Here is a 19,204-nt window from a genome sequence, read left to right on the forward strand (position 1 = left end):
AGAGGGCAATGCGCAAAGCATTCATGTCGTTGGTGATCCTGCTGCTGGCCGCCGTGGTGGCAGCCGGCAGCGCCGCCTGGTGGTGGCTCAACCGGCCGCTGCCGCTGGCCACGCCGACCGTCGAGCTGTCCATCGAGCCTGGCGAGCTGCCGCGCGACATCGCCCGCGGCTGGGTGGCCGCCGGCGTGCAGACGCCGGCGCCGCTGCTGTACCACTGGTTCCGATGGTCCGGCCAGGCTCGCAAGATCCGCGCGGGCAGCTACGAGATCACCGAGGGCACCACGCCGCGCATGCTGCTGCTGAAGATGGTGCAGGGCGACGAGTCGCTGGCGACGGTGAGGCTGCTGGAGGGCTGGACCTTCCGCCAGTTCCGTGTCGAGCTGGCGCGCGCCGACGCCCTCAGGCCCACCACGGCCGCCATGAGCGATGCCCAGATCATGGCGGCGCTCGGCCTGCCCGACGTGCACCCCGAGGGCCGCTTCTATCCGGACACCTATGCCTACAGCAAGGGCAGCACCGACATCGCCGTGCTGCGCCGTGCGATGCACGCGATGCAGCAGCGCCTGGCCGAGGCCTGGGAGCAGCGCACGCCCGACACGCCGCTCAAGGCGGCCGACGACGCGCTCACGCTCGCCTCCATCGTCGAGAAGGAAACCGGCCGCGAGGCCGACCGGGCACTGGTGGGGGCGGTGTTCACCAACCGCTTGCGCATCGGCATGCCGCTGCAAACCGACCCGACGGTGATCTACGGGCTGGGCGAGCGCTTCGACGGCAACCTGCGCAAGCGCGACCTGCAGGCCGACGGCCCCTACAACACCTACCTGCGGCCCGGGCTGCCGCCCACGCCGATCTCCATGCCGGGCAAGGCCTCGCTGCTGGCCGCGGTGCGGCCGGCGCCCAGCAAGGCGCTGTACTTCGTGGCGCGGGGGGACGGCAGCAGCGAATTCAGCGAAACGCTCGATGCCCATAATCGCGCCGTCAACAAGTACCAGCGAGGGCAGGGCAAGTGAGCGACGCAACGAACGGCGCGCCGCACCGGGCGAGCGGGGTGTCCCGTTTCGTGAGCTTCGAGGGCATCGACGGCGCCGGCAAGTCGACCCACATCGACGCGGTGGCGCAGCGCTGGCAGCGAGCCGGGCTGGAAGTGGTGCGCACCCGCGAACCGGGCGGCACGCCGCTGGCCGAGCGCCTGCGCGAGATGGTGCTGCACGAGCCGATGGATCCGCTGACCGAGGCGCTGCTGATCTTCGCCGCCCGCCGCGACCACCTGCAGCAGGTCATCGAACCGGCGCTGGCGCGTGGCGCGGTGGTGCTGTGCGACCGATTCACCGACGCCACCTTCGCCTACCAGGGCCATGGCCGCGGCTTCGATCTCGGGCTGCTGGCGGTGCTGGAACGCTGGGTGCAGCAGGGCCCGTCGGGACTGCGGCAGCCGGACCTCACGCTGTGGTTCGACCTGCCGGCTGCGGTGGCGGCGCAACGCCTGGTGCAGGCCCGCGCGCCCGATCGCTTCGAGCGCCAGGACGAAGCCTTCTTCCAGCGCGTGATCGAAGGCTACCGGGCCCGCAGCGAGGCCGAACCGGCGCGATTCGCCCGCATCGACTCCAGCCAGCCGGTCGAGGCGGTGGCGGCGCAGATCGAGCGCGTGCTGGCGCAGCGGGGATGGTGATGGCGCTGCCCTGGTTGAAGCAGCCGCTGGCCGATGCGCTGCGCACGCAGCGCGGCCACGCCCTGCTGGTGCACGGCCCCGAAGGCGTGGGCCAGTTCGAGTTCGCCATGGCGCTGGCCAAGGCATGGCTGTGCGAAACCCCGGCGGACCGGCGCAGCGACGCCGTCGCCTGCGACGCCTGCCCGAGTTGCCACCTGGTGGACACCCACGGCCACCCGGACCTGCTGGTGCTGGTGCCCGAGGCGCTGCGTGATGCGCTCGGGCTCGGCCAGTCCGATGAGCCCGCCACCGACGGCGAAGGCAGGAAGGCCAAGCCCAGCAAGGAGATCAAGGTCGACGCGCTGCGCGCTGCGGTGGCCTTTTCGCAGCAGACCAGCGCCCGCGGCCTGGCCAAGGTGGTGGTGCTGCATCCGGCCGAGCGCATGAATGCCATCTCGGCCAACACCCTGCTCAAGACGCTCGAAGAGCCGCCCGGCATTGCCCGCTTCGTGCTGAGCTGCGGTGACGCCGAAGGCCTGCTGCCGACCATCCGCAGCCGTTGCCAGTCGGTGCGCCTTGCCCTGCCCGAACCGGCCCTGGCACTGGCCTGGCTGGCTGAGCAGTCCGTCGCCGAGCCCGAGCTGATGCTGGCTGCTGCCGGCGGGCAGCCCCTGTCGGTCGTCGACCGGGCCGCGCTGGGGCTGGACGCCGCCGTCTGGAAGAAGCTGCCTTCACTGGTGACGCGAGGCGAGGCCTCGGCGCTTTCGGGCTGGCCCCTCCCGCTGGTGGTGGAGTCGCTGCAGAAGCTCTGCCACGACGCGCTGCTGGCGGCGCACGGCGCGGCACCGCGCTACTTCCCGGCAGGCAGCGTCGGCGCCGGACACAACGTGGCAGAGCTCACGCAATGGGCCGCCGAGCTGCGCCAGGCCGCACGCCATGCGGAACATCCGTGGAACGCAGGACTCAAGCTGGAAGCGTTAATCCTGCGCGGACAACAGGCCCTGTCCCGGACATCGCCAAAGTTACACTCGACCGCATGAGCGAAATCACAGCCCGCCCCAGCACTGGCGCCGCCCCCGCTGCGACCGCGTCGCGGCCCAGCGTCATCCAGCTGGTCTTTCGTGAGAAGGGCGCACTCTACGCCGCCTACATCCCGCTGTTCACCGAGGGTGGGCTGTTCGTGCCGACCACGCGCGACTACAAGCTGGGCGAGGACATCTACCTGCTGCTGTCGCTGCCCGAAGACCCACAGCGCTACCCGGTCGCCGGCAAGGTGGCCTGGCTCACGCCGCCCAATGCCTCCGGCGGCCGCACCCAGGGGGTGGGCGTGAGGTTTCCCACCGACGAGAAGACCCGCCTGCTGCGCGTGCGGATCGAAGAGATCCTGGGCACCTCGATCTCGTCGTCCAAGCCCACGCAGACCATCTGACCTCCCCGCGCCCGGCGGCTCCCCTGCCGCAAGGCTGATAGCGTTGCGGCCATGTTCGTCGATTCCCACTGCCACCTGACCTTCCCCGAGCTGAAGGCCCGGCTCCCCGAGATCCGCGAGGCCATGGCGGCCGCCCGGGTCGACCGTGCCCTGTGCATCAGCACGACCCTGGAAGAGTTTCCCGAGGTGCACGGGCTGGCCATGGCCTACGACAACTTCTGGGCCACCGCCGGCGTGCACCCGGACAACGAAGGCGTGACCGAACCCACGCTCGAAGGGCTCATCGAGCTGGCGAGCCTGCCGCGGGTGGTGGCCATCGGCGAAACCGGCCTGGACTACTACCGCCTCAACGGCCGCAGCGTCGCCGACATGGAGTGGCAGCGTGAGCGCTTTCGCACGCACATCCGCGCGGCGCGGGCGACCCGCAAGCCCCTGGTGATCCACACCCGCAGCGCCAGCGAGGACACCATCGCCATCCTCCAGCAGGAAGGCGAGGGCGGCCCGGGGGCGGCGGGCGGCGTCTTCCATTGCTTCACCGAGACCCGCGAGGTGGCACGCGCCGCGCTGGCGCTGGGCTTTCACATCTCGTTCTCCGGCATCCTGACCTTCAAGAACGCGCTGGAGCTGCGCGAGGTCGCCAAGGAGGTGCCGCTGGAGCGCTGCCTGATCGAAACCGACAGCCCCTACCTGGCCCCGGTGCCGTACCGCGGCAAGACCAACAACCCGTCCTACGTGCCGCATGTTGCGCACCAGTTGGCCGAGCTGAAGGGCTGCTCGGTTGAGGCGGTCGCCGAGGCAACCAGCCGCAATTTCGAGCGGCTGTTCAAGGTGGCGCCGGCCCCGACAGCCGGCTGAACGGCGCCTGAACGAACTTCATGAAGCACTTGAAGTTCCCCGAAGGCGCTCTGAACAACGCCTGAACCGATGCGATGAAAAACTTTAGATTTCTACTCTATCTATTTGTCGCAATTGGACTTTCTGTCGCAAGGGCGGACGTGTCCGTGGACATGTTCAGGGCCGTCATGCGAGACGACGCCCCGGCAGTGACGAAGCTGCTGGCCGCAGGCGCCGATCCGAACCTGCGCGAGAAGGGGCAGACCGCGCTCTACGTCGCGCTGAAGGCGGAGTCCTACGACGTGGCCGATGTGCTGGCCGCGCACCCGAAGCTCGATGTCGATGCGGTCAACGAGGCCGGCGAGACGGCGCTCATGATGGCCGCCCTGCGCGGCCGCATCGACCTGTGCAAGCGCCTCATGGACCGCGGCGCCGCGCTCGACCGCGAAGGCTGGACGCCGCTGCACTACGCGGCCAGTGGTGGCGGCGAAACGGTCACGGCCCTGCTGCTGGCCGCAGGCGCCCGCATCGATGCGCGGGCGCCCAACGGCGCCACGCCGCTGATGATGGCCGTGCGCTTCGACACCGAGGCCACGGTGGACCTGCTGCTCGCACGCGGCGCCAGCCTGACCGCGCGCAGCAATGTCGGCCTCACCGCGGCCGACCATGCCGAGCAGGTGGGGCGCGCCTACCTGGTGAAGCGCCTGTCGCCGCCGCCTTCCAAGCGCTGATTCCAGGCGCTGAATCCACGGCCGCGCCACAGCGCGGCGAGCATTCGAGGCTGACGGGCGACCGCTCGTCCGACCGACGCTTTGTCAGGCGAATTCGTACACGCGCTTTGGCGGGCCCCTGACTACCGGGTCTAGAGGCCCGCGCCTACAGTTCTCTCCATCGGCAGGCCCAACCCCTTGGAGGACAACATGGACCAGACGCTGGAGCAGTCTCAAGTCGTTGTAGCAGACCCGTTTGCGCTGATGATGAATCCGCAAGCAGTCTTCCAGGCCATGGAGCGCTCCGACCGGCTGGGCCGGCTGCAGCGTCGCATCTGCCGCCCGCTGGACAAGCCGATCATCCCGAAGCTTTCCGCTTCGAACGCCGACATCGTGCGCTACGACTCGGCGGTGGATGCCGACCCCGGCATGGATGACGACGCACAGGACAATTTCGCTGAATAAGAGTTGCTTGCCCGGCGGACGAGCGCCGGGTTGATGGGAGGGACGCCCGTTGAGGGGGCGAGAGACAAGCGATGGACGTCGTTGGGAACCGCGTCCTTTCAGGCGGCTGCCATGCGAATGGCAGCCGTTTTTCTTTGTGCCTCGCGAACCTCAGCGGTACGACAGCACGAGGCCGTGCACCAGCCGCGTCCAGCCGTCGAGCATCACGAACAGCAGCAGCTTGAACGGCAGCGAGATGGTGGTGGGCGCGATCATCGACATGCCCAGCGCGAGCAGCACGGTGGCCACGATGAGGTCCACCACCACGAACACCAGGTAGATGATGAAGCCGATCTGGAAGGCCCGGGTCAGCTCGCTCAAGGTGAAGCTGGGCACCAGCACCATGAAGTCGTCAGGTTGCAGCTTCTCGGCACGCTCCCTGGGCCAGATGTTCGAGGCCGACTTCAGGAAGAACTGCCGCTCGCGCTCCTGCGTGTGCTTCTGCAGGAATTCCTTCACCGGTGCCTTGGCCGCATCGATCACCGCCATGATGTCGTTGAGCCCTTCGCCCTTGGCCCCGAACTGGCGGTTGCGCAGCGCGTCGGATACGTCCATGCCCACCGGCGCCATGATGTAGACGGTCAGCACGATGGCAATGCCGTTGAGCACCATGTTCGGCGGCGTCTGCTGCAGGCCCAGCGCGGTGCGCAGCAGGCCGAACACGATCACGAGCTTGGTGTAGCTCGTGACCATGAGCGCCACGAACGGCGCCACGCCGAAGGCGACGATGAGCGCAACGAGGGTGATCGGCTCGGGCAGCGACGCATTCATGACAGCCCCTCGCACAAGGGGCGCAGGCACGGGGAGTACCTCATATCTCGCTCGGGGCGAACTCGGACACGCGCACGCCGAGCCGGTCGCCCACGGCGACGAGGTGGCCCTTTCCGAGCACGTTGCCGTGGGCCACGATGCGCACCGGGCAGCGGTTGAGCGGCTGCGCCAGGTCGAATACATGGCCCGCGCGGATGTTGCGCAGCTCGCGCAGCGACAGCGACAGGTCGCCGACCTCGAACCGCAGGTTCACCTCGAGCGCGTCGAGGCGGTCGATCGGCAGGTTGGCGTCGGCATCGGAGGCCAATGCCGGGGGCGTGTCTCGGTTCATGGAACTGTCTTTCGATGACTGCAGCGTGATGCGTGAACCTTCGGCCAGGCCCGTGAGCTGCACTCCCGCGGTCCCGCCCAGGTCGGCGGTGACCACCAGCGCGGACCCGGAAGAGCCCCAGCTCTCGATGCCGATGATGTCGCCCGGGCGGATGCTGCTGACCTCGCCCAGGCGGATCTGTGTGCTGCCGAGCAGGAAGTTCACCGGCAGGCGCAGCTGGTCGAAGGTGGGGGGTGCGGCCGCGGCGCGCGGCGCCAGCGCGGGGAGCAGGGCATCGAGCGATGCGGGGTTCTCGAACTCCACGAAGCCCTGCAGCGGCTGCGCACCGTCGGCGGCCGAAGCGGTGAAGAACGCGCTGTGCAGCGGCTGCAGGAGTGCAGGCGTTGGCTCGGCTTCCGGAGGCGCCCATTCGAAGTGGAGGCGCAAGGCCTTCTCCAGCGCATCGATCGGCGCCTGCAGTGCATCGGCCAGCAGGATGTAGCGCAGGTCGCGCGGCAGCAGGTCGGCCCGGCGCTCGCCGAGCAGCGCCTCGACGCTGGGGGCATCGAGCCCGATGCGGCCGGCATGCGTGCCGAGCCGGAAGCGATACAGGTCGCAGGCGCCGCCATCGCGGTCGGCCTCGCAGCCCCAATGCAGACGGTAACTCTTGCTACGCGCTGCAAATTCGAAAGAAGGCGCGCTGCCATACAGACGGTTGAGCGCGCGCACCGCTGCGACATCGGCGCGTTGCAGCGCGCTCGATTCACCGAGTTCGATCACGGAGTCTTGTGGCTGCTGCATTCGGCACGTCTTGGACGGTGTGATGGCCGCGGGCAGCGTAACGAAAGGACCGCGCACGAGGAAGTACGCAAAACCGTAGTGGCCCGGTGCCGCATCGGCCTGCCGACCTACGAGAACTCGTGGTTGATGCCCTTACATCGCGAGTCTTAGAGTCCGCCGCATCGACGAACGGGCAGCGGCCCGGTGCGCATGGTGCGTGCCGCACGCCGGTGTCTCGTCATCTGAGCCGCAACGAAACACAAGACGATGGCAACGCAGGCGAGGTCCTTTCAATACAGCGGTGGCTTGCGCGACCTGCTGGGCACTGCAGGCCGGCACAACGACCTGCTGCTCGCGGGTCTGCTGGTGGCGATCGTGGCGCTGTTCGTGCTGCCGCTGCCGACGCCGCTGCTCGACCTGCTGATCGCAAGCAACCTCGCCATCAGCCTGGTGCTGCTCATCGTGGCGATGTACGTGCCGTCGGCGCTGTCGCTGTCCACCTTCCCGTCGCTGCTGCTGTTCACCACGCTGTTCCGGCTCGCGCTGAACATCGCGTCCACCAAGCTGATCCTGCTGCAGGCCAATGCCGGCCACATCATCGACACCTTCGGCAAGCTGATCGTCGGCAACAACGTGGTGGTGGGCGGCGTGGTGTTCCTCATCATCGCGATCGTCCAGTTCATCGTGATCGCAAAGGGTTCGGAGCGTGTGGCCGAAGTGGCGGCGCGGTTCGCGCTCGATGCGATGCCCGGCAAGCAGATGAGCATCGATGCCGACGTGCGCGCCGGCGTGCTGTCGTCCACGCAGGCGCAGAAGCGCCGCGAGATGCTCGAGCAGGAGTGCCAGCTGCACGGCGCGATGGACGGCGCGATGAAGTTCGTCAAGGGCGACGCCATCGCCGGCATCATCATCGCGCTGGTCAACATCCTGGCGGGCGTGGCCATCGGCACGCTGATGCACGACATGAGCGTGGGCGGCGCGCTGCAGCGCTATGCCATCCTCACCGTGGGCGACGGCATGGTGTCGCAGATCCCGTCGCTGCTGGTGTCGATCGCCGCCGGCATCGTGATCACCCGCGTGTCCACCGGCGACCGCCGCGACACCCAGCTGGCCCGCCAGATCGGCACCCAGCTGCTGGCCCACCCGCGCGCGCTGATGATCGCCGGCCTTGCAGTGGCCAGCTTTCTCGTCGTGCCGGGCTTCCCCAAGTGGGTGTTCGGCCTGCTCGCCGGCGGCATCCTGCTCACCGCCTTTGCAGTGCGCAGGATGCGCGAGCGCCGTCGCACGCCGGCCTGGATCTCCCACCGGGAAACCGGCGAAGAGGACGACGAGGCCGAGCAGGGCGGCAACGACCACGCCATCGCTGCGCCGCTGGCGGTGAAGCTGTCGGCCAGCCTGCGCGGCGCCGTCGACCGCTATGTCCTCGACCAGCACCTCGCCCGCGTGAAGACCACGGTGGAGGCTGACCTCGGCCCGGTGTTCCCGCGCCTGCAGGTCACCTATGCCGACAAGCTCGAAGGCGACCGCTACCAGGTGCTCGTGCACGACGTGGCCGTGTCCGAAGCCGCGCTCAGGCCCGGCTGGCTGCTGCTCGATCCGCAGGAAGCGGCGGCGCCGCCGGCCAATGCCGAGGTGGCGGAGCCGTTCGGCCCGTTCCCGCGCGTGGTGTGGGTGCGCAGCGCCGAAGCCGGCGTGAAGGCCTGGAACAACGAAGAGGTGGTGGCGCTGCACGTGGACCACACGGTGCGTCGCAATGTGCGCCAGCTCATCGGCCTGCAGGAAGTGCAGAAGCTGCTGCACGCGGTGCAGCGCGACGCGCCCGAGCTCGCCGCCGAGGTGTCGCGCGTGGCCTCCGCGCAGCGCATCGCCGAGGTGCTGCGCCGCCTGCTGCAGGAAGGCATCCCGATCCGCAACCTGCACGCCATCTTCGAAAGCCTGGCGATCTGGGCGCCGAAGGAGCAGGACGCGATTGCGCTGACCGAGCTGGTGCGCATCGACATGGGCCGCTACATCACCAGCCGCTACGTCGGCGCGAACCGGCAGCTGGAGGCCATCCTGTTCGAGTCGAGTCTGATCGACCGGGTGCAGAACGCCATCGAGCGCTCGCCGCGCGGCAACCTGCTGCTGCTGAGCCCGGCGGTCACGCAGGACATCCGCGAGCAGGTGCGCCGCATCCTGGGCTCCACCGCCGGGCGCGTGGTGACCATCGTGTCGTCGGACGTGCGCCGCTATGTGAAGACCCTGCTGGAGCCCGTGGCGCCGCAACTGCCGGTGCTGTCGTACCAGGAGGTCGACGAGGACGTCGCATTGCAGCCCGTCGGGTGGGTCACCAACCCGCAGGCGCAATGAGGAGGGTGCTGACATGACCCCCCAGAACATCCTCGACATCACCCGCGAAGGCCTGCTCATCGTGCTGTGGATCTCGCTGCCGGTGGTGGCGGTGGCCACGCTGACCGCGCTGCTGGTGGCGGTGGTGCAGGCCGTCACGCAGATCCAGGACCAGAGCATCGGCCAGTCGATCCGGCTCATCACGGTGATGCTCGCCATCATCGCCACCGCCGGATGGATGGGCCGCGACGTGATGCGCTTCGCCGAACGCGCTTTCCACACCTTGACCCAGCTTCCATGATGGCCGTGCCCGCGCGTTTCTCCCGTTTGCGAACCTTCCTGTGGTTGTGCGCCGCGGCGCTGTGCATCGCCGGCACGCCGGCTGCGACCGGGGCCGAGCTGCAGTGGCGCGGCCGGCCGTTCCAGATCATCGCCAACGAAAAGGCGCTGCCTGACTTCCTGCGCGAACTGGCCGCCTCGCAGGGCACCACCGCGGTGGTCGACGGCAAGATCGGCGGCGTCATCAGCGGCAAGTTCAACGGCTCGGCCGAGAGCATCCTGAACAGCGTGTGCGCCACCAACGGCCTCACCTGGTACTACGACGGCGCCTTTCTGTTCGTGGACCTCGCCAGCGATGCGAAAAGCGACGTGCTCCCCATCGCCACCGGCAGTGCCCGAGGCATTGCCGAGACGCTGGCGCGGCTGAAGATCTCCGACAACCGCTACCCGCTCACCATCAGCGAAAGGGAAGGCAGCGTCTATGTGTCCGGTCCGCGCCGCTATGTCGAGATGGTGCGCCAGGCGGTGCGGCTGGTGGACCAGCGCGCGGCCCTGGCCGACGGCGCCGAGATCCGCCTGTTCCCGCTGAAGTACGCCTGGGCGGCCGACTTCAAGATCAATCGCTCGGGCAAGGAAACGGTGATCCCGGGCGTGGCCAACGTGCTGCGCAGCCTGTACGGCAAGGGCGGCGCCAACGGCGGCAGCAACGGCCGCGCGGCCAACGCACCGTTCTACGTGGGTCCCACCCGCCAGCTCAAGCTGCGCACCGGGGAGACCATCAACGCGCCCAAGGTCGAGGTGCCGGCCGCCGGGTCGGGGAGCGCCGACGAAGGCGGCGGGCCGAGCTTCGGCAGCAACGAGCTGCCGCAGTTCCAGGCCGACACCCGGCTGAACGCGGTGCTGGTGCGCGACCTGCCGGACCGCATGCGCCAGTACGAAAAGCTCATCGAGTCGATGGACGTGCGGCCGCGCCTCATCGAGGTGGAGGTGACCATCATGGACATCAGCACCGACACGCTCGACAGCCTGGGCGTGGACTGGCGCTGGCATGGCCGCCACGGCGACCTGCAGACCGGCCGCGGCGACCGCGGACCGCTCACCTGGAACGGCGCCACCACCGAAGGCGGCACCACCGGCGCGACCACACCGCTGGGCATGGTGTTCACCGCGGCCATCGGCAACGACATCCGCAACTACCTGCTGGCCCGGGTGAGTGCGCTGGCCGAGAAGGGCGACGCCAACTTCGTGGCGCGTCCCAAGGTGATGACGCTGGACAACACCGAGGCGATCCTCGAGAACCTGTCGGAGTTCTACGTTCGGGTCGACGGTTTCCAGGACGCGGGCCTGTTCAGCGTAACGGCCGGCACCTCGGTGCGGGTCACGCCGCTCATCATCGACGAGCAGCCCTCGCGTGGCGTGATGATGTCCATCGACATCGTCGACGGCGACCTGAGCCAGCAGGCGGTCGACCGCATTCCCATCGTGCGGCGCCGCACGGTGAACACCCAGGCGCTGGTGGACGAGGGCACGAGCCTGCTGATCGCCGGCTACTCGTCCGAAGAGAAGAGCAACGCCACGTCGGGCGTGCCGGTGCTGTCGAGCATCCCGATCGTCGGCAACCTGTTCAAGTACAGCGAGAAGAAGCGGGTCAACATGGAGCGCTTCTACCTGCTGACGCCCCGGCTGGTGACGCCCGCATCGCTGGCTGCCAAGCCCACCCCGGGAGGCTGACGTGGACCAACCGCAAGCAAACCCGGGCTGGTGCCTGCGCTTCCTGAGCGGCGCGGTCAAGGGCCGCACCATCGCACTCAAGCCAGGCGCCAACGTGCTCGGCTCGGGCGGCGAATGCGAAGTGATGCTGCCCGGCGGCGACGTGCTGCCGCGCCACCTCGTGTTCACCGTGGGCGAACTCGTGGTCACGATGCAGAAGGTCGGCACGGCATCGGCGCGCCTCAATGGCGAGGAGATGAAGCAGCAGCGCAAGAGCGTGGTGGCCGGCGACATCGTCTCGCTGGGCAGCATCGACTTCCAGCTCGACCGCACCTATGCCGCTGCCGCCGAGCCGGACGACCGCATGTTCGCCGGCCCGGAAAGCGTGCTGCCGGGTACCGAGGTGCAGGCGCCGCAGCCCCTCGCATCGACGCCCAGGTACCGCTACTGGGCCGGCGGCGCACTGGCGGCGCTGGCCCTGGCCGGGCTGGCCGCGGTGGCGGTGGGCGCGGGCAGCCCGTCGGGCAACGGCTCGGGCAGCGTGAACCTGGCCGAGGTGGAGAAGGCGCTGGCGCCGTATCCCGAGGTCGAGGTGCTGGCGGCACCGGGCGGGCAGCTCTCGGTGAAGGGCTATGTCGAATCACGCCAGCGGCGCCAGGCGCTGCAGCAGGCCATGACGCCGTTCGGCCGCAAGGTCAGCGTCAACGTGCATGCCGCCGAAGAGATGGTCGAGCATGCCCGCCGCTATGTGAGCGACCCCGGCGTGGCGGTCACCTATGCGGGCCAGGGGCGGCTCGTCCTGTCGGGCACGGTCGAAGACGAAACCGTGCGGCAGAAGATCCGCCGCCTGGGCGAAGACCTGCACCCGGCGGTGCTGGTGTCGGACAAGGTCGTCTACCGGCCCAAGCCCGAAGGCGAACGCAGCACCGACCTGCAGGCGCAATGGGGCGCCTGGCAGAGCGTGCTGCCGGGGCGCATGGTGAGCATCACCGACGACGGCAACGGCCTGCGGCACATCCAGCTGTCCAACGGCAGCCGCTACTACGAAGGCTCGGTGCTGCGCTCGGGAGCCGAGCTCAAGCGCATCGACCCCGACGGGCTGGTGGTGAGCGGCGCGCCCGATGCGAAGCAGGCGCAGCAGCAGCCACAGGCACAACAACAGCAGCAGGCGAGGTGACGGCATGCAGCAGCACAGCCCCTCCGCACCAGCCTGCTCCCCCGTTTCATGCGGCGGTGCCTCCGCCGCGTGGAATTCCCCGGCGGCTCGCCACGAGCCGGCAGGGAGACCCTCAGGCACTCACCCAATCAACATCGCTAGGAGAAACACATGGCAAGCGTCGACACATCCATCGAGCAAATGAACAAGGCCGCGGCCGACAACGCCCGCCTGATGGCCGCCAGCATGGCTGCGTCCACCAGCATCCAGGGCGCTGCATCCACGGCACACACGGTCAACGGTGCCGCCGCCGCCGGCGGCGAAGTGGCCAAGTCCACCGGCAACGACATCCGCCAGGCCGCCAAGTCGTCCTGACGCGTGCAGCGGCGGCGCCCGGTCCGGGCGCCCGCCGCCTTTTTTCAAAGCAGTGAAGCGCAGTGAAGAGGTGAACCATGACCGACCCCGTTGCACTGGCCGCCGCCAAGCCGGCAGAGATCTCAGCGACGCAACAGCAGCCGCAGTCGGCAGCGGCTTCGCAGCGTTTCGATGCGGCCGACACCAAGCTGTTCGCCAACATGATGCAGGGCATGCAGGTGCCCCCGGCTTCGGTGACGGGCGGCCCCAGCACGCTGGGAGACGCCGCCAAGGCGCTCGCCGCGCAGCTGTCGGGCAACGTGCGCTCGTATGACGAGATGCGCCGGAGCATGCTGGAGTCGATGGACCTGTCGGACCCGATCAAGACCATGTTTGCGCTGACCGACCATTCGATGGAGGCGCACACGATGTTCGCCAAGCTCCACATTTCCACCGGCCTCGCCAGCGCTGCGACCGGCCTGTTCGGCACCTTGCTGAAGAACCAGCAGTGAGGTCCGCCATGAACGCACGCAGCTGGCTGAAGCCGCTTCTCGCACTGTCGCTGGCGCTTGCGCTGGCGGGCTGCAAGGTGGGCCTGTATTCCGGCCTCAACGAACAGGAAGCCAACGAGATCGTCGCGGCGCTGTCGGCCGAAGGCATCGACGCCGCGAAGGAACGCATCGAAGGCAGCAACTGGCAGGTCCAGGTGGACGAAGCCCGACTCGGCGCCGCACTCGACGTGCTGCGGGCCCAGGGGCTGCCGCACGACCGCTACGCCAGCATGGGCGACGTGTTCCAGAAGCAGGGCCTGGTTTCCACGCCCTCCGAGGAGCGCATGCGCTACATCTATGCGGTGTCGCAGGAGCTGTCGCAGACGCTGCGCACCGTCGACGGCGTAGTCGCCGCGCGGGTGCACGTCGTCATCCCGGCCAACGACCCGCTGAGCGATCGCATCCGCCCCTCGTCAGCGGCGGTGTTCATCAAGCACCGGCCCGACGTGGACCTGCGCCTGCTGGCGCCGGCCGTGAAGGACATGGTGGCCCACAGCATCGAAGGGCTCACCCACGACCAGGTGTCGCTGTCGCTGTTCGAGGCGCGCCGCGCGACCGCCGCCAGCGGCGAGGCCGACGGCCGCAACGGCGGCCAGATGATCCTCGGCATGCTGTCGCCCGGCGCGGCGGCGGTGCTGCTGGGTCTGCTGCTGCTGGCCGCGGTGTGCCTCATGGTGCTGCCCGCGCTGCTGCGCCGGCAGGGGCTGGATTGGCGCACCTGGGCACGCCGCCAGGTGCTGCGGCGGTGAGATGAAAGCGAGACTGCAGCGCCTGGGCTCCTTCTCCCGCTCGCGGGAGAAGGCGGGGGATGAGGGCTGGCCAACCGTACCCTCACCCCAGCCCTCTCCCGCTCGCGGGAGAGGGAGAGGGAGAAGCGAGGTGCGCGGTGGTGACTGATCCGTCGGCAGCCCACGCCAGCGGACCGGGCCCGATGGACCTGGTGCGGCTGGTGACGCATTTCAACCTGCATCCCGAGGCCGACCTGCACCCGAGCTGGCTGCCGGCCGACTGGCCGGCGCGCCACCGCGTGCCGGCGAGACTGGGCCAGCGCGGTCGCGCGGTGCTGTCGCAGCTGCTGATGCGGTCTTCAGCGAGCGGCGCCCCCGGCGACTTCAACTTCGACTCGCGCGGCAAGCGCCTGGCCTTGCTGGATGCCGGCTCGCTGCGACGGCTGGCGTTGTACTGCGGCCTGTGCGCCCACCTGCCGCTGCTGCGGCAGCGCGGCGCCTTGAGTTCGCAGCTGCGCCGCCAGGCCCGCCGCCTGGGCGACGACGCCCTCGATTTCGTGCTCGAGCGGGTGCCCGAGCTCACCGAGATCCGCATGGATGCCAAGGTCCTGAAGGACCGGCCGGCAGGCGCCGGCCATGTGGTCGCCACCCGCGGCTACCGCCTGCTGCTGGGCCTCATGGCCGCAGAAGGCGAACCCGTCCTGCAGCGGGTGCAGCACAAGCTGCCGCGCCGCGTGTCCACCTACCGCGTGCCGGCGCTCGAATCGCGCCAGCAGCGCCAGCTCGGCGAGCTGGTGCTCTCGTGCATCGTTCCGGAAAGATTGCCGCAATGGGACTGGCTTTTCTGATCACCACCGAGAACCTGCAGCTGCTCTCGGAGCGCAAGGTGCTCAAGGAGGCCGAATACGCGGCGCTGCTCGACGCCACCGCGGTCGTCGAAACGGCGCGCGGCGAGGCCAGGCGCATCGTGCAGCAGGCGGCGCAGCAGGCCGAAGCGAGCCGTCGCCAGGGCTACGAAGAAGGGCTCGAGCGCGCACGCGTCGAATACGCGCAGCGGCTGGTGTCCGAAACCCTGGCGTCCGAGCGGCAGCTGCATGCGCTGCGGGCGTCGATGGCGCAGATCGTCGTGCGGGCGGTCGGCCAGTTCATCGCCGAGGCCGAACCCGCGAGGCTGTTCGAGGCCGCGCTGCGCCGCGTCGACACGCTGGTGCGCACCGAGCCCTTCATCACCGTGCGGGTGGCGCCCGCGCAGGAGCAGGCCATGCAGCAGGTGCTGGCCCGCCTGCGCGACGAGGCCAACTGGCAGATGAACGTGGCCGTGCAGCCGGATGCGACGCTGGCCGAGGGCAGCTGCGTGGTGCACACGGCCTCAGGCACCCTCGAACTGGGCATCGACGCCCAGCTGGAAGCCTTCCGCCGCGCCGTCCAGCGCTCGGGACTGGAGTCTGCATGAACCAGCCCATCTCCGATGCCGCACTGAACATCGTTGCCGACCTGGAGCAGGCCTTCGGCCGCATCACGCCGGTGGGCATGCGCGGGCGGGTGAGCAAGGCGGTCGGCATGCTGATCGACGCCTCCGGCATCCAGGCCCACGTGGGCGAACTCTGCGAGCTGGTCACGCCCGGCGAGCCGCCGCTGCTGGCCGAAGTGGTGGGGTTCCACCACAACACAGCCATCCTCACGCCGCTCGGGCCCACCACCGGCATCTCGGCGCTGACCGAGGTGGTGCCCACCGGCCGCGGCCATGTGTGCCCCGTCGGGGTCGGGCTGCTCGGTCGGGTGCTCAATGCCCTGGGCGAACCGATCGACGAGCACGGCCCGCTTGCCACGCTGGCGCAGATGCCGGTGCACCGCGACCCGGTGAGCCCGCTGGCACGCCGCATGATCGACGCGCCGCTGGCCACCGGCATCCGCGCCATCGACGGCCTGCTCACGCTGGGCGAAGGCCAGCGGGTGGGCGTGTTCTCGCCGCCGGGTGTCGGCAAGAGCACGCTGCTGGGCATGCTGGCGCGCGGATCGCAGGCCGACGTGAACGTGATCGCGCTGATCGGCGAACGCGGCCGCGAGGTGAAGGAGTTCATCGAGCACAGCCTGGGGCCGCAGGGCCTGGCGAAATCGGTGCTGGTGGTGTCCACCTCCGACCGCCCGCCGATGGAGCGCATCAAGTCGGCCTACGTGGCCACGACCATCGCCGAGCACTTTCGCGACCAGGGAAAGAAGGTCCTACTGCTGGTGGATTCGCTCACCCGCTTTGCCCGGGCCCAGCGCGAGATCGGCCTGGCCAGCGGCGAGCCTCCGACGCGGCGCAGCTACCCGCCGTCGATCTTCTCGATGCTGCCGCAGCTGCTCGAGCGGGCGGGGCAGGGCAAGGCCGGCTCCATCACCGCGATCTACTCGGTGCTGACCGAAGGCGACGAGGAGAACGACCCGATCGCCGAGGAGGTGCGCTCCATCCTCGACGGGCACATCGTGCTGTCGCGCAAGCTCGCTTCGGGCAACCACTACCCGGCCATCGACGTGCTGGCCAGCATCAGCCGGGTGATGCCGCTGGTGGCGTCGCGCGCGCACCGCGACACGGCGGCAGTCTTCCGCAGCCTGCTGGCGAAGTTCCAGGAGATGGAGCTGCTGGTGCAGATCGGCGAATACCGCGCCGGCAGCGACGCACAGGCCGACCGCGCCATCGGCATGCGTGCGGCGATGCTCGACTTCCTGCGGCAGGCGCCCGAGTCGGCCCAACCGTTCGACGCGACGGTGGCGCAACTGCAAGGTTTCGGAGGTTGATCCATGGCGGTGGACTGGAAACTCCTCATCGAAGTGCGCGAACGGCAGAAGCGCACCGCCATGGAGGCGGTGGCGCGCGACCGTGCCGCGGCAGACGAAAGCCTGGCATCGCTGCAGCAGGCGCATGCGCAGCTGCAGCAGCAGATCGATGCCAAGGCCGCCCATTGGCAGGCCACCACCGGCGCTTTGTCGGGCGGCGCCTGCAGCGTGGCGCAGCTGCGCCAGGCCAGCGCCTGGAGCGGCGCGCTCGACGCACACATCGCCACCGCGGCCACCGGCGTTGCGCAGGCGCAAGGGCTGCACCAGCAGCGCGAGCAGGTGCTGCAGGAGAGCCGGCAGCGCATGCGCGCGGCCGCCGGCGAAGTCGAGAAGGCGCGGCAGATGCAGCAGCGCAGGCTGCAGCAGCAGCGCCGCCTGCAGGAGGCGCGGCAGGAGGCCGTGGCCGAGGAGGTCGCGTCGGTGGCCTGGTCGTCGCGCCGGATTTCGTAGCGCCGGGGCTGCCGCCGTGGAAACCACCATCGAACTCGAAGCGCTGGAACGCATGTTCTCGGCCGTGGTGCTGACGCTGCCGCGGCTGTTCGCGATCTTCGCGGTGGTGCCGTTCCTGTCGGGCAGCATGATCACCGGCATCGTGCGCAACGGGCTGCTGCTGATGCTCGCGATCTTCATGTCGCCGGTGGCCGGCAACCTGCCCGAGGTGAACATCGGCACCTGGGTGCTCATCGCCAGCAAGGAGGCCTTCATCGGCCTGCTGCTGGGCCTTGGATTCGGCATCTTCATCTGGGCCATCCAGAGCGTGGGCGACCTCATCGACTTCCAAACCGGCTCCAGCAACGCGTCGTTCTTCGACCCGGTGGCCGGCCACGAGAACGGCCCGACCGGGGAGTTCCTCGGCTGGACGGTCATCACGCTGTTCGTCTCGGCCGGCGGCCTGCTGGCGATGCTGGGGGTGGTGGTCGACTCCTATCGCATCTGGCCGGTGGGTTCGTTCTTCCCGAGCGTGGGCGCGGTGCTGGAGCAGTTCGCCATCCGCCAGGGCGACACGCTGTTCCTGTGGATCGTGAAGCTGGCCGCGCCGGTGGTGTTCGTGCTCATGCTGGTGGAGCTGGGCATGGGCCTCATCAGCCGGGTGGCGCCGCAGCTCAACGTCTTCGTGTTCTCGCAGCCGCTCAAGAGCCTGCTGGCCACGCTGATGATGGTGCTGCTGCTGTTCTTCGTCTACGAGTCGCTGCAGCAGTTCCTGCGGCCGGAGAACGGTGTGCTCGACTTCCTGCGGGCCACCTTGTAGCGCCATGGCAGAAAAGAACCAGGACCCGACCCCCAAGCGCCTGCGCGACGCGCGCAAGAAGGGTGAGGTCGTGTTCAGTTCCGACGTCGCCTCCACCACGGTGTTCGCGGTCGGGGTGATCATGCTGTGGCTGGGGGGCGGGCTCATCTTCACGCTGCTGCGCGAGCTGTGGCTGCATGCCACCAGCACCACGCTGCTGACCCGGCCGGACGACCGCTTCGGCGAGCTGCTGCTGCACACCACCGAGACGCTGCTGTGGGGCACGCTGCCCATCATGGCGGTGGTGGCAGTGGCCGGCATCCTGGGCTCGCTGTTCCAGGTGGGCGGCGTGGCCGCGTGGGAACGCATCAAGCCCGACGTGAACCGCATGAACCCGGGCGAAGGGCTCAAGCGCATCTTCTCGACGCGCAGCCTGGTCAATCTGCTGAAGATGCTGCTCAAGACCACGCTGCTGGCCGCGCTCATGTACGTGGTGGTGCGTGCCTACGTGGACCCGGCGATGAAGCTCGGGTATGCAAGGCCGGCGACCATGCTCTCGGCCGGCGCGCAGATGGTGCTCACCATGTTCGGCTGGGCCGTCGTGATCTACGTGGTGATGGCGCTGCTCGACTACGCCCACGAGCACTACGAATTCATGAAGCAGCAGCGCATGTCGATCGAGGACCTGCGCCAGGAGCACAAGGAAGTGGAGGGCGACCCGATCAACCGCTCGCGGCGCCGCTCGGCCCACTTCGAGGCGGTGTACTTCACCCTGGCCGACCGGGTGCGCATGGCCTCGGCGGTGATCCATTCCGCGCGCACCGCAGTGGCGCTGCAATACCTCGGCGAAAACGACCTGCCGCGGGTCATCGCTCGGGGCGAGGGCGACATCGCCGCCCAGATCCGGCGCATCTCCAGCGAAGCGCTGATCCCCACCGAATTCGAGCCGCAGCTCGCCGAGCGGCTCTACGAGGAAGTTCCGCAGGACCAGGCCATTCCGCGCGCGCTGTACGCGCCGGTGGCCAAGCTGCTGCGCTGGGCGCAGGGGCAGGAATAGCGCTCTT

Annotated in this window: 22 protein-coding genes; 20 read left to right on the forward strand and 2 right to left on the reverse strand. The window is 69.1% G+C overall.

Annotation, left to right across the window (positions count from 1 at the left end):
- Positions 1–8: 8 nt before the first annotated feature.
- The 7 genes from mltG (at position 9) to E8D38_RS17770 (ending at position 5,086) form a co-directional block, all read left to right on the forward strand.
- The gene (mltG, locus tag E8D38_RS17740; RefSeq protein WP_140633932.1) at positions 9–1,010 is read left to right on the forward strand and encodes an endolytic transglycosylase MltG; all 1,002 of its coding nucleotides are present in this window, start codon (positions 9–11) and stop codon (positions 1,008–1,010) included.
- On the forward strand, positions 1,007–1,669 hold the full coding sequence (gene tmk, locus E8D38_RS17745) for a dTMP kinase (protein WP_425462789.1): 663 nt from the start codon (positions 1,007–1,009) through the stop codon (positions 1,667–1,669). The genes mltG and tmk overlap by 4 nt, the downstream gene beginning before the upstream one ends.
- The gene (locus tag E8D38_RS17750; protein WP_140633934.1) at positions 1,663–2,688 is read left to right on the forward strand and encodes a DNA polymerase III subunit delta'; all 1,026 of its coding nucleotides are present in this window, start codon (positions 1,663–1,665) and stop codon (positions 2,686–2,688) included. The genes tmk and E8D38_RS17750 overlap by 7 nt, the downstream gene beginning before the upstream one ends.
- Positions 2,685–3,077: a PilZ domain-containing protein gene (locus E8D38_RS17755; protein ID WP_140633935.1), complete on the forward strand. Its 393-nt coding sequence runs from the start codon at positions 2,685–2,687 to the stop codon at positions 3,075–3,077. Before E8D38_RS17750 ends, E8D38_RS17755 begins: the two co-directional genes overlap by 4 nt.
- Positions 3,078–3,128: 51 nt before the next feature.
- Positions 3,129–3,932, forward strand: a complete 804-nt coding sequence (locus E8D38_RS17760) for a TatD family hydrolase (protein ID WP_140633936.1) — start codon at positions 3,129–3,131, stop codon at positions 3,930–3,932.
- A gap of 152 nt (positions 3,933–4,084) precedes the next feature.
- Positions 4,085–4,642 carry an ankyrin repeat domain-containing protein gene (locus E8D38_RS17765; protein ID WP_246099545.1) on the forward strand — a complete coding sequence of 186 codons (558 nt, stop codon included), beginning with the start codon at positions 4,085–4,087 and terminating at the stop codon, positions 4,640–4,642.
- A 189-nt stretch (positions 4,643–4,831) separates the two neighbouring features.
- Positions 4,832–5,086, forward strand: coding sequence for a hypothetical protein (locus E8D38_RS17770; protein ID WP_140633938.1), 255 nt, complete (start codon positions 4,832–4,834; stop codon positions 5,084–5,086).
- Between the two features lie 150 nt (positions 5,087–5,236).
- Here the strand turns inward: E8D38_RS17770 and sctR are convergent, their stop codons facing one another.
- Together sctR and sctQ are read right to left on the reverse strand one after the other, a co-directional pair.
- Positions 5,237–5,896: a type III secretion system export apparatus subunit SctR gene (gene sctR / locus E8D38_RS17775; RefSeq protein WP_140633939.1), complete on the reverse strand. Its 660-nt coding sequence runs from the start codon at positions 5,894–5,896 to the stop codon at positions 5,237–5,239.
- 40 nt (positions 5,897–5,936) lie between these two features.
- On the reverse strand, positions 5,937–7,007 hold the full coding sequence (gene sctQ, locus E8D38_RS17780) for a type III secretion system cytoplasmic ring protein SctQ (RefSeq protein ID WP_140633940.1): 1,071 nt from the start codon (positions 7,005–7,007) through the stop codon (positions 5,937–5,939).
- Positions 7,008–7,253: 246 nt separating this feature from the next.
- On the opposite strand from sctQ, the gene sctV reads away from it, so the two are divergent.
- From sctV to E8D38_RS17845, 13 genes are all read left to right on the forward strand, one after another.
- Positions 7,254–9,335, forward strand: a complete 2,082-nt coding sequence (gene sctV, locus E8D38_RS17785; RefSeq protein ID WP_140633941.1) for a type III secretion system export apparatus subunit SctV — start codon at positions 7,254–7,256, stop codon at positions 9,333–9,335.
- 13 nt (positions 9,336–9,348) lie between these two features.
- Entirely contained in the window at positions 9,349–9,615 is a 267-nt protein-coding gene (sctS, locus tag E8D38_RS17790) for a type III secretion system export apparatus subunit SctS (RefSeq protein WP_140633942.1), read from the forward strand.
- Positions 9,612–11,324 (forward strand): type III secretion system outer membrane ring subunit SctC, encoded by a 1,713-nt coding sequence (gene sctC / locus E8D38_RS17795; RefSeq protein WP_140633943.1) that lies wholly within the window; start codon positions 9,612–9,614, stop codon positions 11,322–11,324. The genes sctS and sctC overlap by 4 nt, the downstream gene beginning before the upstream one ends.
- A gap of 1 nt (position 11,325) precedes the next feature.
- A complete protein-coding gene (locus tag E8D38_RS17800) occupies positions 11,326–12,480 on the forward strand; it encodes an FHA domain-containing protein (RefSeq protein ID WP_246099547.1) in 1,155 nt (384 codons plus the stop codon).
- Between the two features lie 150 nt (positions 12,481–12,630).
- The gene (locus E8D38_RS17805) at positions 12,631–12,834 is read left to right on the forward strand and encodes a hypothetical protein (RefSeq protein ID WP_140633946.1); all 204 of its coding nucleotides are present in this window, start codon (positions 12,631–12,633) and stop codon (positions 12,832–12,834) included.
- A gap of 77 nt (positions 12,835–12,911) precedes the next feature.
- Positions 12,912–13,325, forward strand: coding sequence for a hypothetical protein (locus E8D38_RS17810; protein ID WP_140633948.1), 414 nt, complete (start codon positions 12,912–12,914; stop codon positions 13,323–13,325).
- An 8-nt stretch (positions 13,326–13,333) separates the two neighbouring features.
- A complete protein-coding gene (gene sctJ, locus E8D38_RS17815) occupies positions 13,334–14,113 on the forward strand; it encodes a type III secretion system inner membrane ring lipoprotein SctJ (RefSeq protein WP_140633950.1) in 780 nt (259 codons plus the stop codon).
- Positions 14,114–14,253: 140 nt separating this feature from the next.
- Positions 14,254–14,940 (forward strand): SctK family type III secretion system sorting platform protein, encoded by a 687-nt coding sequence (locus E8D38_RS17820; protein WP_246099548.1) that lies wholly within the window; start codon positions 14,254–14,256, stop codon positions 14,938–14,940.
- Entirely contained in the window at positions 14,922–15,545 is a 624-nt protein-coding gene (gene sctL / locus E8D38_RS17825; RefSeq protein ID WP_140633954.1) for a type III secretion system stator protein SctL, read from the forward strand. Before E8D38_RS17820 ends, sctL begins: the two co-directional genes overlap by 19 nt.
- Positions 15,542–16,873, forward strand: a complete 1,332-nt coding sequence (locus E8D38_RS17830) for a FliI/YscN family ATPase (protein WP_140633956.1) — start codon at positions 15,542–15,544, stop codon at positions 16,871–16,873. The genes sctL and E8D38_RS17830 overlap by 4 nt, the downstream gene beginning before the upstream one ends.
- 3 nt (positions 16,874–16,876) lie before the next feature.
- Complete coding sequence (locus tag E8D38_RS17835; protein WP_140633958.1) at positions 16,877–17,362, forward strand: serine kinase; 486 nt, start codon at positions 16,877–16,879, stop codon at positions 17,360–17,362.
- 16 nt (positions 17,363–17,378) lie between these two features.
- Positions 17,379–18,161, forward strand: a complete 783-nt coding sequence (sctT, locus tag E8D38_RS17840; RefSeq protein WP_425462790.1) for a type III secretion system export apparatus subunit SctT — start codon at positions 17,379–17,381, stop codon at positions 18,159–18,161.
- A 4-nt stretch (positions 18,162–18,165) separates the two neighbouring features.
- Positions 18,166–19,197, forward strand: a complete 1,032-nt coding sequence (locus E8D38_RS17845; protein ID WP_140633960.1) for an EscU/YscU/HrcU family type III secretion system export apparatus switch protein — start codon at positions 18,166–18,168, stop codon at positions 19,195–19,197.
- The last annotated feature ends 7 nt before the right edge of the window (positions 19,198–19,204 follow it).

The organism is Methylibium rhizosphaerae (assembly GCF_006386545.1).
Taxonomy (GTDB): Bacteria; Pseudomonadota; Gammaproteobacteria; order Burkholderiales; family Burkholderiaceae_C; genus Pseudorivibacter; species Pseudorivibacter rhizosphaerae.